Here is a 14,152-nt window from a genome sequence, read left to right as displayed (position 1 = left end):
GGAACGCACGACCAAAAACCCAGGAACCGAGCGACCCAATCACCCCAGGAACGACAGCTCGTCGAGCCGCCCCGAGGCCCGCGCCAGATCGGCCCACCCGAGACCGGCGAACGTGACGGCGTGCACGTCGGCGCCCATCGTCACCAGCGCCCGGACCGTCCCGGCGGGCCCGCCGTGCCCGACCGCGAACAGCAGCGGCGTCATGCCCGCCGCGTCCCGGGCCTCCAGGTCGAGCCCGGCGGCGAGGAGGTCGAGGAGCAGCGTCTCGGCGTCCGGAACCCACGCGAGCAGGTGCAGCATCGTCCGCCGGTTGCCGTCGCGGAAGTACGGGTCGCCGCCCGCCGCCAGCCACGCCGACAGGGCCGGTGCGTCGCCGTGACGCGCCAGTCGTACCAACGCCGCATGACGCAACCGGAGCTGCTTCGGCAGCGCCGCCAGGGGGTCGTGCCAGCCCGCGTCCGCGGGGTCGGTGAGCCGCCAGGCGCCGTCGCGGCGGACCCGGACGGGGCCCGTGTCCGGCACCGGCGACGGCGGCATGCACCGCAGCCCGGGGAAGAGGGCCGCGCCGACCAGCGGGTGCAGCGCGCTCGCCGGCAGCATCCCGAGGCGGACGAGGTCGGCGTCGACGGGGCGTTCGACGAGCGGCGCCGGCAGCCGCAGCCCTGCCGCCTCGGCTGAGCCGCTGACCGTCGTGTCGCGGATCAGGGTGGTGTACGCCCCGTCGACGTGGTCGATGAGCGCCTCCGAGGCCCCGGCCGACCGGATCGCGGCGGGCAGGCCGGTCAGGTCGAGCCGCCACGTCCTGCGGGCCGGCCCCCGCGACGGCGTGCGGACCGACGCGCGCAGGTCGGCCCGGCGCTGCAGGAGCGGCTGGAGGTCGAAGCCGGCGAGCCGCCACGCCCCGATCCAGTCCCCGGCGTCCTGCAGCGTGATGACGTGCTCGGCGAGCCCCCAGCGCTCCGCCGGCAGCCGGTTCCCCGCGCCGTCGAGGAACGGCACCGGCCTGCCGCCGCCGAGGGTGCCGGTGCACCGGCCGTCCCACAGCGCCCGGCTGTACATCAGCGAACTGCGCGACGAGCCGGCCGGGACCGCGCCGTAGCGCAGCGACAGCCGCTCGGGCTCGCGCCGCGACACGATCAGCGCGCGGGCGCCGTAACCGTTCAGGACGGTGTCGGGGCGCGCCGGGTCGAGGTGCCAGCGCAGCAGGTCCGGCACGACGTGCCGCAGGTCGTCCTCGACCCGCGCCGCGACGTCCCGGCTGTCGCCGCGCCCGATCCCCGCCAGGTCGAGGTCGATGTCGACCCGGGCCGCCGCGCACGCACCCCGCCAGTCGCCGGCGTCCCGGCGCTCGGCCACCGCCTCGATCATCCACGCGGGCACCCCGACCCGCCGCGTCCACCGCGCGGCCGCCAGCTCACGCCGCCACATCGGACACCGCCCCCACCAGGGCCCGCGTCATGTGCAGCCCAGCTCCTCCAGGGCCCGGATCGCCGCGGGTGTGCCGCCGAGGTCGAGGGCGTGCCGGAGCGGGGTGAGGCCGGTCTTGTCGCGGGCGTGCGGGTCGAGGCCCGCGTGCCGCAGCCGTGCGACGACCGGTGCGGGGTCCGGCAGCCACGCGAGCAGGTGCAGCAGCGTGCGGCCGTGGTGGTCGCGCAGGTGCGGGTCGAGCCCGGCGTCGAGCCACGCGGCGATCGCCGGCCCGTCGCCGTTGACGGCGTGCAGCACGATGTCGCGGCGGCGCAGGCGCAGCGCCTTCGGCGTCCACGCGTCGGGGTCGCGCCAGCCGGCCCGGGCGGCGAAGCACCCGCGCAGCGGCGCCCCGCCGAGCGCCCGCAGCGCCAGCTCCCGCCGGGTCTCCTCGGGGGTGTGCTCGTGCCCGCCGAGGATGTGCCACTCACCCTGGCACCGCACCCGGACCGGCGCCATGTCGGGGACCGTCTCGGGCGGCCCGTCGAAGAGCCCGGCGAGGCCGGGGAAGAGCGCGTCGCCGACGAGCGGGTGGAGGTGTTCCAGCGGCAGGATCCCGTGGCGTACGAGGTCGAAGTCCACCGCCCGTTCCGCGCGCACGACCGGCACCATCGGTGGCAGGGGCGACGAGGTGCCGTACCAGACCCGCAGGTCGGCGTCGACGGTCAGCGAGGTGTCCGGGGAGAGCCCGAGCGGGACGCCGGCCCGGGGCCGTCCCCCGGCGAAGACGGCGGCGACGGCGGTCCGCAGCCCGGTGAGGTCGTGCCGGCGGTCGCGCAGCGCCCTGCCGACCCAGTACCCCTTGCCGGTCGTCGCGAGCAGCGGCCCGACGTCGAACCCGGCGAGCGTCCAGGCGGCGGCCCAGTCGCCGGCGTCCTGCAGGGCGATGATCCGCTCCGGGCCGCCCCACGCCGCCTCCGGCAGCCGGTCGCCGGACGCGGTGAGGAACGGCAGGTGCCCGTCGTAGCCGCCGCACCGGTCGAGGAGCTCACCGGTGCGCCGGCTGTCCCACCGCTCGCGGGCCCCGTCGAACGCGAACCGCTGGTCGCCGTCCAGGCCGGCGAACTCGAGCTCGAGCCGCTGGCTGGGGGTGCCGGGGTGCCGCCACCGGACCCGCAGCGCGTGCCGCCCGTGCACCGCGAGGGTCACCGGGCTGGCCCCCATTCCAGGCGCCGGCGCCTGGAACAGGTGCCAGCGCAGCAGGTCCGGCGCGAGGTGCAGCAGGTCGTCCTCGACCGCGGCGGCGACCGCGGCGCCGTGGTCGCGCCCGATCCGGGCCAGGTCGAGGCCGGCGTCGACGCCGGCCGCGTCGCACGCGCCGCGCCAGTCCCCGGCGAGCCGGCACCGCGTCGCCCGCTCGATCATCCAGCGGGGCACCGCGAACCGCCGCGCCGTGCGCAGCGTCCTCACCCCGACTGCAGCAGGGTTTTCAGTTCGGGGCGGCCGAACCGGTCCAGGGTGTCGGCGACGGAGACGCCGTTGTCGTCCTCGCCGTCCGGGTCGGCCCCGGCGGCGAGCAGGGCGCGGACGAGCTCGGCGGATCCGGTGTCGTACACGGCGGTCTGCAGCGGCGTCATGCCCCGCCGGTCCCGGGCGTGGACGTCGAGCCCGAGGCCGATCAGCCGGTCGAACAGGGTCAGGTCGTCCGGCGCCGCCATCAGGCCGCTGATGTGGTGCAGCAGCGTCCGGCCGTGCGGGTCGCGGGCGTGCGGGTCGACGCCCGCGTCGAGCAGCTCCACGACGCCGGGCAGGTCGCCCTGCTGGGCCCGCAGCATGAGGTCGCGGCGCAGCTCGTGCAGGGCGCGGGGGAGCTTCGCGTGGGGTTCGCGCCAGTTCCGTTCGGCGGCGATGCAGCCGTGCACCTCGCCGCCGAGCGCGAGGAGGGCCTGCTCGCGGCGGCGCTCCTCGTCGGAGTGGGGGATCTCGAAGCGGCCGCCGGCCATCCGTACGTGATGCCACGCGCCGTCACGGCAGCGCAGCCGCGCCTCGGGCACCGCCGTCGCGCCCACCCGCGGCGAAGGGGCCACGGCCTCGGGGAAGAACGCGGCGTGCACGAGCGGGTGCAGCCACGACGCGGGGATCGTGCCGGTGCGGACGAGCTCGGCGTCGATGGGCCGCTCGTACGGTCGGGTGTCCAGGTGCCAGTCGGCGTCGCGGTCCCGGTAGCCGGTGCCCACCCACTCGCCGGTGAGCCGCTGGTCGGTGAAGCCGGTCAGCTTCAGCACGTAGTTCCAGCCGAAGACGATCCCGACGGCGTCGGTGCCGCGGGCGCGGGCGGCGTCGAGGACGGCGAGGTGCTCGCCGAGGAACCCGCGCCACAGCCGCCGCAGGATCCGCGTGTTCCAGTGGCTGCCGTCGTCCGGCAGCTCGGGCACGTCGGCGCCGGCGGCCTGCCACGCCTCCCGGAACCGCCCGGCGTCGTGCAGCGCCAGGACCCGCTCCGTGGCACCCCACGCCGCCTCCGGCAGGGGGCGGCCGGCCGGGTCGTGGAACGGCAGGTGCGTCCAGCCGCAGCCCTCGAGGAGCCGGCCGGACTCGCGGGCGTCCCAGAGGTGCCGGCGGGTCCGGTAGTCGTGCAGCGCGTGGAACGGCCGCGGGCCGTCGTCCCACTCCCAGTCGTCCCAGTCGTCGCTGTCGAGCGGCTCGTCGGTGGCGAACAGCCGCAGCCGCTGCGAGCCGAACCCGAGGCGGGTGCCGCCGACGTACAGCGCCGGCCCGTCGCCGGCCAGGTGCACGACCTGCCGGGCGTCCAGGTGGGTGTCGCCGCGGGCCGGTTTGCGCGGCAGGTGCCAGCGCAGCAGGTCCGGGGCGAAGTGGGCGAGGTCGTCCTCGAACAGCTTCGCCTGGCCCTCGTCGAGCTCGACGTCGACGTTGGCGGCGGCGCACGCGGCCCGCCAGTCGCCGGCGAGCCGGGCCTGGGTCGCCGCCCGGATCATCGACGGGGGCGTCGCCCAGCGCCGGATCCGCCGCCAGTTGCCGGCGCCCGCTCGGGTCAGGGTCGTCACCGGTACACGCTCACGATCTCGCTGCCCGGCTGGCTGTCGGCGGCCGGGAGCAGCGCGCTGATGGCCCGCTTCACGCGGCGCGGGACGTCCGGGCCGAGCGCGAGGCGGGTCAGGGCGGTCTGGGGGAGCGCCGCGAGGAGCGCCTTCGCGCCGCGGCCGCCGACGCCGGTGTGGCGCAGGTCGAGGCGGCGCAGCCGGGTGCCGGGCAGCGCGGCGGCGAGGAGCGCGGCACCGTCGTCGCCGACCAGGTTGTCGGTGGCGCCGAGCACCCGCAGCGACTGGGGCCGGCTCAGGTCCAGGCTGTCCAGCAGGTGCAGCCGCGGCGCGAGCGCGGCGACGGTGCCCGTGGTGAGCCCGTTGCCGCCCAGGCCCAGCGTCATGTGGCCGCCGTGCATCGCCTCGACGACCGGCAGGACGCCGTCGTCGCCCAGCCGGTTCGCGGCCAGGAACAGGCCGCGGACCCCGGCGTCGCGCAGCAGCCGCCGCAGGAGCGGACCCGCCGACGGGCCGAGGCCGTTGCCGCCGAGGAACACCCGGGTCACCGGGGCGGGCCGGGCGGCGAGCGCGTCGACGAGCACCGCCAGGCCCGCGGTCGTCAGGCCGGTGTTGACGAGGTCGACGGTGTCGATGGTCGTGTTGCGGCGCAGCGTCTCCGCGAGCGCGGCGACCCCCTCGTCGCCGAGCGGGTTGCGCTTGAGCCACAGCGCCCGCACCCGGTCGTCGGCGGCGAGCCGCTCGAACAACGGTGCGGCGCCGGCCGCGTCGATCGCGTTGCAGCCGAGGTACAGCGTCTCGACCCGGTGCCCTTCCGGCAGGCCCTCGGCGAGGGCGGCGGTCCCCGGTGCGCCGAGCCCGTTGGTGCCCAGCAGCAGGTGCACGGCGTGCGGGGAGCCGACGACCCGGTCGAGGACCTGGGTGACGCCGGCCGCGCCGAGCCCCTGCTTGCACAGGTCGACCCGGCCGTCGGGCTGCAGCGTGCCGAGCGGGAAGCGCTCGGTCTCCCGGACCGGCTCGGGGTCGCGCAGCCTTTGGAGGAGGGGAGACAGGTCGGCGAGGTCGGCCTGCGGCACCGCCGGCACCGTCAGCACCGGGCACGCGATCTCTGGGGTGTCTACCACTGCACCACCTGGTAGTCCTTGAGGAAGACGCCGGAGATCCGGTCACCGTGCACGCCGCGGACGATCGGGTCGTACACCCTGGCGGCGCCGTCGACGACGTCCAGCGGCACCCGGAAGCCGGCCTCGTGAAAGGCCTCCTTGGTGCCCTGCGGCCGCTCGTCGGTGACCCAGCCGGTGTCGACGCTGGTGACGTGGATGCCGTCGCGGGCGTAGTCCTCGGCGATCGTGCGGGTCAGCATGTTGAGGCCGGCCTTGGCCATGTTGGTGTGCGGGTGCCGGCTGGTCTTGTTGCGGCGGCTGAAGCTGCCCTCCATCGCCGAGACGTTCACGACGTACCGGTCGGGGTGCGGTGAGGCGAGCATCAGCGGGCGCAGCCGGGCGGTGAGCAGGAACGGCACGAACGCGTTGACGACCTGCACCTCCATCCACTCCCGCGGGGTGACCTCGTGCAGGTGCAGCACCCAGCTGTTGACGGGGCGCAGGTCGAGCTGCTCACCGGTCTCATCCACCATGCCGGGTGGAAAGAAGTCCACTGTGGACCTGATGGCGGGGACCCGCTCCGGGGTGCCCGGTCCGAGCGCCGCCGTCTCCGCGGCCCGCAGGGCACGGTAGTACTCGGCCGGCCGGGAGATGGTCTGGGCCGCGTTGTTGACGAGGATGTCGAGGTGGCCCCACTGCTCGGTGACCGCGTCGACGAGGCCCACGACGGCGGGCAGGTCGAGGAAGTCGACGCCGTGCACCCGCAGCCGGCCGCGCCAGTCGGCGAAGTCGCTCTCCGCGGCGAACCGGCGGGCGGCGTCGTGCGGGAAGCGCGTGGTGACGATGACGTCGGCGCCGTCGCGCAGCAGCTTCAGCGCCGTCTGGTAGCCGATCTTGATCCGCCCGCCGGTGACGATCGCGCGCCGGCCGCGCAGGTCGCAGCGGGCCGTGCGGCGGGCCGTGTTGCCGGTCGAGCAGGGCCGGCACATCAGCGGGTACGCCCGGTTGACCGTGCGGTAGTGCCGCTTGCACACGTAGCACCGCCGGGCCCGCAGCAGTTCCTCGTCCTGCTCCGTGGCCCTGGTCAGCACCTGCAGGTCGTGGGCGGCGCTTTCCGCCTTGCGTGCGCTCTTCTGGTGTTTTTTGCGGCTCTTGTACGAGCTGACGACCGCCTCACGGACCGCCTGTGCCGACGGGTCGTCGTCGTCCGCGCCGTTGAGCGCGGCGAGCACACGCAGGCACGCCGCGACGTCGGAGGGGTCCAGACGAGGCACCGGCAGAGCCTAGCCCCTGTCCGCAAGGAAGCGTGTGGGTGGACCGGCCGGAATCGAACCGGCGTCCTCCGCTCTGGCAAAGCGGTGCGTCGACCTCTGCGCTACGGCCCACCGGGGACAAGCATAGAGGGGCAGGGCCGGTCGGAATCGAACCGACGTCCTCCAGCGTGCTGTGCGGGCGCGACGACCTCTGCGCTACGACCCTGCCGGCGGGTAGCTTAGTACCCTCGTGCGCGGTTGGTAGAGCTGGTGCAGCACGAAGGTGTTGCCGTCGGGGTCGGAGAAGCTCGTGACCCGCGAGAACGGCCCTTCCTCGATCGGTCCGTCGAAGATGATGCCCCGCTCGGACAGCTCCTCGTAGGTCTTCTCGATGTCGTCGGTGTCCAGCACGATGCCGCGCAGCGAGCCCGGGGGCATGGTCTCGAACCAGGTGACGAGCGTGAACGCGGTCTGGCCGTGCTTCGGGGCCACCTCGACCCACCGGCGGTCGCCGGAGTCGTTGTCGCTCACCAGCTCCCAGTCCAGCGCGTTGACGTAGAAGTCGCGTGCCCGGTCCTGGTCGCTCACCGGGATGGACACGATCTGCACGTGATCGATCGGCATGCCTTGCAGGGTACCGCCGGAAGTGTCCGTCTCGTGGCGAATTGCCCCTCCTAGAGCAGCACCCATTCCGTGTGGACGGGCGCACCGTCGGCCGGCTCGCACCGCAGTCGTACAGACGCCGCAACGACACCCTGGAAGCGGAAACGCCCCTCGTCGTCGACGTCGGTTTCGTGGCTGCCCGTCGGGGACTCCAGGACGATCCTGGCCGGCACCGCGGGGGACACCGTGCCGACCACCTCGACGGCGCCCGCGCGGGTCGTCGCCTGCACGTCGATCGTCAGCGAACCGCCGAAGAACGACAGCAGCCGCGGCGAGCCGCCACCACGGACCGCGACGAGCCGCTCCCGGGCCGAGTCGGCGGTCAGCTCGGCCAGGGCCGCGTCGGGGTCACGCCAGCCGATGCTGGCCCGGGCCGCCGCGAGCACGTCGTCGGGCACCGGGTCGTGACGGCCCGCGATGTCGCGCAATGCCCTGAGCACCTCTTCCTCCCCGATCATCGGGTCGGCCCTGCCTGTGACTGTGACTGTGTCTGCGTCTGTGCCTGCGTCTGTGCCTTTGGTGTGGTCCGTCGTGGCCTCATGTCGTCGTCGAGCCCAATCTGCGTCGCAGCGTGCCGAGGCAGCGCTGCCGGGTCGGTCCGATGCTGCCGACCGGCACGTCGAGGGCGGCCGACACCTCGGCGTAGCTCGGCGGCGGGTCCGCGATGAGCACCCGCAACAACTGCTGGCAGGGGCCGGACAGTGAACGGAACTCGTGCCACAGCGCCTTGTCCCGCTCGTCGCGCAGCACCCCCGCGTCGAGCTCCTCGTCCTCGCCGGCGAGCGCGCCGCCGAGGATCCCGATGAAGTCGGTGGCCGAGCCGGCCGGCACGTCCCGCCCGCCGCGGCGCAGCAGCGCGAGCGCCTCCCGCCGGGCGGTGGTGGCCAGCCATGAGCCGAGCCGGTCCGCGTCACGGACGTCGGCGATGTGCTCGACCAGCCGTAACCAGGTCGCCTGGCTGACGTCGGCGGCGTCGGAACGGCCGAGCTGGAAGCTGCGCGCGACCGACCAGACAAGGTTGGCATATCTGTCCACGATGGACTCCCAGGCCTTCTGGTCGCCGGTGGCGGCCGCCCTCAGGAGCTCGGCGTTTTCAGGCTCAGCCATGGTCTCGAAGGCTATCATCGCGACCTGCCGGTGACGGGGTGCGGCGACCTGTGTGCCGCACCCCGTCACCCCCCTCCCCCTGGTAATGCTCCCGGTGTGGCATCGCTGCCCCCTGCCGTGGCGCATACGATCACGCCAGCCCCGCGTAGCGGCCATACCGGCGGGACGCGCCGGCGATGACCGCCTCCGCCGCCAGCCGGGCCGAGCCGGCACCGGGCAACGCGTCGGCGATCGCCGCCGCGACGAACGGCGCGGCGAACGAGGTCCCGCTCCACCGCGCCCAGCCGTCGCCGAAGTCCTCGTGGTGCACGAACGTGCTGGTGACGTCGGCGCCCGGCGCCACGAGCGTGATCCACGTGCCGGTGTTGCTCCAGTCGCTGATCCGCCGGCCGTCGTGCGCCGCGACCGCGACCACCCGCCGCCGCCACGACGCGCTGGTCCCCGCATACGCCGCCGGCCAGAACGGCCGGTCGTGCTGCCCGTCGTTGCCTGCCGCGGCGACCACCACCCGGTCGCCGCTGCCCAGCAACTCCGTCAGCGCCGCCGTCAGCAGGACCGGCGGCCGGTCGTCGAGCGTGTAACCGCCCAGTGACAGGTTGATGAGCTGATGGTCGTACGCCTGCCGGAGCCCCGCGATCAGGTCGGTCTCCCGGCACACCCCGTGCGTGTCGACGATCCTCACCACCCGTGGCCGGACGTGTGCGGAACTGGCGATCAGCACCCCGGCGACGAAGTTGGCATGCCCGACGTCACCGTCGCGCACCTCCTCGTCGCCCTGGATGCCGGACTCGTAGTCGTCGGTGACATACCGGTCCTTGGGCAGCGGGCTGTTGAGCCACACCCCGGTGTCCAGCACCAGCACCTCGACCTCCGGCACCGCACGGTCACGCACCGTGAGGTGCCCCGGCGCCGCCGGCCGCGGCGGTCCATACGGCCCCGCGTGCTCGAACGGCGTCGACACGAACACGTGATTCGGCCCGGCGGCCACCCTGGTGTCACCGGCCGCCTCGGCCTGGACCCGCACCCGCCTCGCGGCACGCGCGACGTCCAGGCCAGGCAACCGCACCCGCCGGAACCCCTCCGGGACATCCCCCTCCTCCACGATGTCCCGGACGGTGAACCCCTGCTCCATGAACGCCTGACGAGCGGTGGCGAAGTGGTCGTCGAGCACCAGGAGCTCGTCCGCGACGAACCGCACCGGAGTGCCGTCCGCCCGGTCCTCGCGACGCACCCACCCCAGCCCGGCGAGCCTGCGGGCGCGTCGCGACCGCCACTGCTCCGAACGGGCGTCCGCTGGTGCCATGGGCTCTCCTCCTCACGTGGTCTGGAAACTAGAGGGAGGAAGTCAGCTTCCTGATACAAGAATCCCCGGCTGTTTTCTGTCGTACGTGGGCGGCATGATGATGGCCGTGGCGAGCAATGACCAGCAGACCGTGACCCGCGAGCTCACCGTCCTCGAAGTGACCGTCACCGGCCCCGCCGGTGAGGCGCGCTCACTGGTGCGGCCCGACGACACCGTGACCATCGGCCGCGACGCGGCCAACGACCTGGTCGTCGAGGGCACCCTGATCTCCCGCCGGCACGCCGAGGTGATCTGGAACGATGACGGTTGGTTCCTGCGCGACCTCGGCAGCCGCAATGGGACGTATGTCGACGGGGAGAAGGCCGCCTTCGTCGCCGCCGTCGACGGGGGAGCGGTGCACCTCGGCGCCGCCGACGGTCCCAAGGTCGCGTTCAAGGTCGTCACGATCACCGAGCCGGTCCCCGCGGCCCAGCCGCCGGCGCAGCGGGAGGCCGCCCTGCACGACGCGGCGGCGCTGATCCGCCTCGGCCGCGGCCCTGACAACGACATCGTCCTCACCGACCTGCGCACCTCGCGCAACCATGCCGAGCTGCGCCGCACCCCGACCGGCTATGAGGTCGTCGACCTCGGCAGTCGCAACGGCACGTTCCACAACGGCAAGCAGGTCGCCCGCCAGGCGATGCAGCCCGGCGACATGATCTCCATCGGCCGGCACGAGTTCATCTTCGACGGGATGCGCCTGCACGAGTTCGAGGACGCCGGCCCGTCCTCCCTCATCGCCGACGACCTCACCGTGCGCATCAAGGACGCGATCCTGCTCGACGACGTCAGCTTCGCCCTGGCGGAGGGCAGCCTGCTCGGCGTCATCGGCCCCTCCGGCTGCGGCAAGTCGACCCTCATCAAGGCCGTCGCCGGGCTGCGGCCCGCCACCCAGGGCACGGTCCGATATGACGGCCGCGACCTTTACGCCGACTATGCCGAGCTGCGCTACCGCATCGGCATGGTCCCGCAGGACGACGTCCTGCACCGCCAGCTCACCGTCCGCCGCGCCCTGCGCTTCGCCGCCGCGCTGCGCTTCGCCGACGACGTGCCGCGCGAGGAGCGCCGCGGCCGCGTCGCCGAGGTGCTGCGCACCCTCAACCTCACCGAGCGCGCCAAGATGCGCATCGACAAGCTCTCCGGCGGCCAGCGCAAGCGCGTCTCGGTCGCGTTGGAGCTGCTGACCGAGCCGTCGCTGCTGTTCCTCGACGAGCCGACGTCGGGCCTCGACCCGGCGCTCGACAAGGAGGTCATGGAGGAGCTCCGCGACCTCGCCGACAAGGGCCGCACCGTGGCCGTCGTGACCCACAACGTCATGCACCTCGACCTGTGCGACCGCGTCCTCGTCCTGACCGTCGGCGGCCGCATGGGCTATTTCGGCCCGCCCGGCGAGCTGCTCTCCTTCTTCGGCGCCGAGGACTACGCCGAGGTGTTCCGCGAGGTCACGACCAACGCCGACCACTGGATGCGGACGTATCGCAGCTCGGAGCTCTACACGAACTACGTGACGGCCCAGATCGCCGAGGCGCCGCTGCCGAAGCCCGCCGCGGTCGAGCGCGTGACCGTCCCGAAGCCCCGCGACCCGGCTCCGTCCGAGACCGGTGTGGACTCGCAGACCGCGGAACAGACCATGCCGCAGCGGCCGGCGTCCCCTGCCCCTGCCCCCGTCGCTGCTCCTGGCCCCGCTGCATCCGCCGCGCCTGGTTCGCCGTCTGGTTCGCCGTCTGGTTCGCCGTCTGGTTCGTCGTCTGGGAAGCCGGCGCGGGCGGTCGGGCGGGCGCGGGTCAAGCTCGGCGGTGCGTCACTGCGCAGCAGAGCCCTGCACCCGGCGGCCCCGGTCCGGCAGTTCCTCACCCTGTGCCTGCGCATGTTCTGGGTCATCGGCGCCGACCGCGGCCTTGCCCTGTTCACCCTGGGTCTGCCGCTCGCCCTGGCCCTGCTGACCCGCACCGTCCCCGGTGACAACGGTCTCGCCCCGGGCACGGGCAGAATCAGCCTCGAGGCCCAGCGTCTCCTGGTGGTGCTGGCCGTCGGCGCCGCCTTCCTGGGCACCGCCGCCGCGATCCGCGAGATCGTCAACGAGGCCACCATCTACAAGCGCGAACGCGCCGTCGGCCTCTCCGCCGGCGCCTACCTCGCCTCGAAGGTCTTCGTCTTCTCCATCATCATCGTCGGCCAGACGGCCCTCTTCACCTGGCTGGCCCTCCTCGGCAAGAACCCGCCCAAGGCCCCCCTGATCTTCCCCGAGCACTGGCTCCTGGAGATCAGCATCCCCGTCGCCCTGGTGGCCCTCGCCTCCATGGCGTTCGGCCTGCTCGTCAGCGCCCTCGCCAAGACCACCGAGCAGACCACCCCCGTCCTCGTCGTGGTCGTGATGGCCCAGCTCGTCCTCTCCGGCGGCCTCTTCGAGCTCGAAGGCCAGACCGTCCTCCAGCAGATCGCCTGGCTCTTCCCCACCCGCTGGGGCCTGGCCGCCGGCGCCTCCACCGTCGACCTCACGTCGATGATCCCCTTCAACGACACCCTCTGGGCCCACAACACCGGCGCCTGGTGGCGCTCGGTCCTGATCCTCCTGCTCCACATCACCGCTCTGATCGCCCTGGCCCGCCTGGCCCTCCGCCGCCTGGAACCCGGCCGCCAGTAACCCCCAACCCAAGACCCGCCGCCCGTCCCGTCCACTTCACTCGCCCCCGCGCCGCGACCCTCACCCAGCACCGCCTCACCAGCCCCGCCAACCACCGCATGGCGTGGCTGGGCGCGGCGGTGCTGGGTGCCGCGGGCCGCGTCACGTCGCCCGCCGCCCACGCTGTGGTCGGTGAGCTGCCTCCGGACGCAGCCGCCGTGCAACTCCGCCCAGGTGCGGCGCTGCTCAGCCGGCCGCCGCGTTGCTCAGCCGGCCGCGGTGCTCAGCCGGCCGCTGCGTCGCGCTGCTGGCCGCCGCGTGGCGTCGCCGGCTGCTGCGCGGCTCCGGTGTGCCGGGACTTGCTGGGTGCCGCGTCGCCTCGCCGACCACCGTTCGGCACCGGCGCTTGGGTGCGGCATGGCACTTTGGCCGGTCTGCCGCGTCGATGGCCGTTGCCCGCCAACCACCGTGTGACGTGGCCGGGGTGCGGAGGTGCTGGGTGCCGCAGGCCCACGGCACGTCGCCCGCCGCCCTCGCTGTGGTCGGTGAGCTGCCTCGGGACGCAGCCGCCATGTGACTCCGCCCAGGTGCGGCGTTGCTCAGCCGGCCGCCGTGTCGTGTCGCTGGTCGTTGCGTGGCTCCGGCTGGGCGTGGCGTTGGGCGCCGGGCCGCTTCGTCGGCCGCTGCGTGGCTCTGGCCTGGGCGTGGCATGGCTGGCCGTTGCGTGGCTCTTCGGCCGGCTGCCGTCAACCACCGCATGGCGTGGCTGGCGCGGCGGTGCTGGGTGCCGCGGGCCGCGTCACGTCGCCCGCCGCCCACGCTGTGGTCGGTGAGCTGCCTCCGGACGCAGCCGCCGTGCAACTCCGCCCAGGTGCGGCGCTGCTCAGCCGGCCGCCGCGTTGCTCAGCTGGCCGCCGCGTGGCGTCGCCGGCTGCTGCGCGGCTCCGGTGTGCCGGGACTTGCTGTGTGCCGCGTCGCTTCGTCGCCCACTGTTTGGCGCCGGCCGCTCGGGTGCGGCGCGTGGCTCTTTGGCCGGTCTGCCGCGTCGATGGCCGTTGCCTCGCCAACCATCGCGTGGCGTGGCTGGGGTGCGGCGGTGCGTGGCTCTTGGGTCGGCTACCGCGTCGATTGCCATTGGGTGGCATGGCTGGGTGTCGCGCCGCGTCGTCGGCGTTGCTTCGCCCAACGCGGCGTTGGCCGGACCGGCGCCCCGGACTTCGACCTGCGCGGTCCGTGTCGCTCCCCGCCGTGGGGCTGGCCGGGCGCGGTTTGGTCGCCGCGTGGTTCGCTTCGTGGGTGACGCTTCGGTGGGCGCGGTATGGGCTGGACCGGTGCCCGGCTTCGACCTGCGTCGCCCAGGTTCGGGTCGTGCCGCCCCAGCCGGACGGCGTGGGCAGGCGTATGACCTCCGTGGCGCCGACCCGGGCAGTGGCTCGGCGCAGGGTCGGCCAGGCGGTGCAGGGCACCCGCGTGGGTCGAGTCTGCGCGACTTCGATCCGATCCGTGCCGTCCTGCACTGAGCTGCCCTGTGCCCTGGCCGTGCTGCTCCGTGCTGGCTCGGCCTTTTGGTGAGCAGTGCGCTGTTTGGCCGGATT

10 protein-coding genes and 2 tRNA genes are annotated in these 14,152 nt (G+C 74.1%); 1 reads left to right on the top strand and 11 read right to left on the bottom strand.

Features of this window, described 5'->3' with window-relative positions; genetic code table 11:
• Positions 1-39: 39 nt before the first annotated feature.
• The 11 genes from ABZ321_RS25375 to ABZ321_RS25325 form a co-directional block, all read right to left on the bottom strand.
• Positions 40-1,428, bottom strand: a complete 1,389-nt coding sequence (locus ABZ321_RS25375; protein WP_354895305.1) for a hypothetical protein — start codon at positions 1,426-1,428, stop codon at positions 40-42.
• Positions 1,429-1,455: 27 nt separating this feature from the next.
• Positions 1,456-2,877 carry a hypothetical protein gene (locus ABZ321_RS25370; protein WP_354895302.1) on the bottom strand — a complete coding sequence of 474 codons (1,422 nt, stop codon included), beginning with the start codon at positions 2,875-2,877 and terminating at the stop codon, positions 1,456-1,458.
• Positions 2,874-4,472: an ankyrin repeat domain-containing protein gene (locus ABZ321_RS25365; protein WP_344503342.1), complete on the bottom strand. Its 1,599-nt coding sequence runs from the start codon at positions 4,470-4,472 to the stop codon at positions 2,874-2,876. Before ABZ321_RS25365 ends, ABZ321_RS25370 begins: the two co-directional genes overlap by 4 nt.
• A complete protein-coding gene (locus ABZ321_RS25360) occupies positions 4,469-5,590 on the bottom strand; it encodes a gala protein (RefSeq protein WP_354895299.1) in 1,122 nt (373 codons plus the stop codon). The genes ABZ321_RS25365 and ABZ321_RS25360 overlap by 4 nt, the downstream gene beginning before the upstream one ends.
• Positions 5,584-6,843, bottom strand: a complete 1,260-nt coding sequence (locus ABZ321_RS25355) for an SDR family oxidoreductase (RefSeq protein ID WP_354895297.1) — start codon at positions 6,841-6,843, stop codon at positions 5,584-5,586. Before ABZ321_RS25355 ends, ABZ321_RS25360 begins: the two co-directional genes overlap by 7 nt.
• Positions 6,844-6,878: 35 nt before the next feature.
• Positions 6,879-6,954 (bottom strand) — tRNA-Gly (locus ABZ321_RS25350).
• Between the two features lie 21 nt (positions 6,955-6,975).
• Positions 6,976-7,048: transfer RNA gene (locus ABZ321_RS25345), tRNA-Ala, on the bottom strand.
• Entirely contained in the window at positions 7,039-7,446 is a 408-nt protein-coding gene (locus ABZ321_RS25340) for a VOC family protein (protein WP_344503345.1), read from the bottom strand. Before ABZ321_RS25340 ends, ABZ321_RS25345 begins: the two co-directional genes overlap by 10 nt.
• A 50-nt stretch (positions 7,447-7,496) precedes the next feature.
• Positions 7,497-7,943: a hypothetical protein gene (locus ABZ321_RS25335; RefSeq protein ID WP_354895295.1), complete on the bottom strand. Its 447-nt coding sequence runs from the start codon at positions 7,941-7,943 to the stop codon at positions 7,497-7,499.
• Positions 7,944-8,022: 79 nt separating this feature from the next.
• Positions 8,023-8,592 (bottom strand): sigma-70 family RNA polymerase sigma factor, encoded by a 570-nt coding sequence (locus ABZ321_RS25330; protein ID WP_344503347.1) that lies wholly within the window; start codon positions 8,590-8,592, stop codon positions 8,023-8,025.
• Positions 8,593-8,722: 130 nt separating this feature from the next.
• Positions 8,723-9,895: a S8 family serine peptidase gene (locus ABZ321_RS25325; RefSeq protein ID WP_344503348.1), complete on the bottom strand. Its 1,173-nt coding sequence runs from the start codon at positions 9,893-9,895 to the stop codon at positions 8,723-8,725.
• A gap of 106 nt (positions 9,896-10,001) precedes the next feature.
• Between ABZ321_RS25325 and ABZ321_RS25320 the strand changes: the two genes are divergently transcribed.
• Positions 10,002-12,578, top strand: coding sequence for an FHA domain-containing protein (locus tag ABZ321_RS25320; protein WP_354895292.1), 2,577 nt, complete (start codon positions 10,002-10,004; stop codon positions 12,576-12,578).
• Positions 12,579-14,152: the final 1,574 nt, after the last annotated feature.

Origin of the sequence: Dactylosporangium sp. NPDC006015, assembly GCF_040614215.1 — a bacterium.
Lineage (GTDB): Bacteria > Actinomycetota > Actinomycetes > Mycobacteriales > Micromonosporaceae > Dactylosporangium > Dactylosporangium maewongense.
The sequence above is the reverse complement of the archived record's forward strand: the minus strand, read 5'-3'. Positions and strand labels throughout refer to the sequence as shown.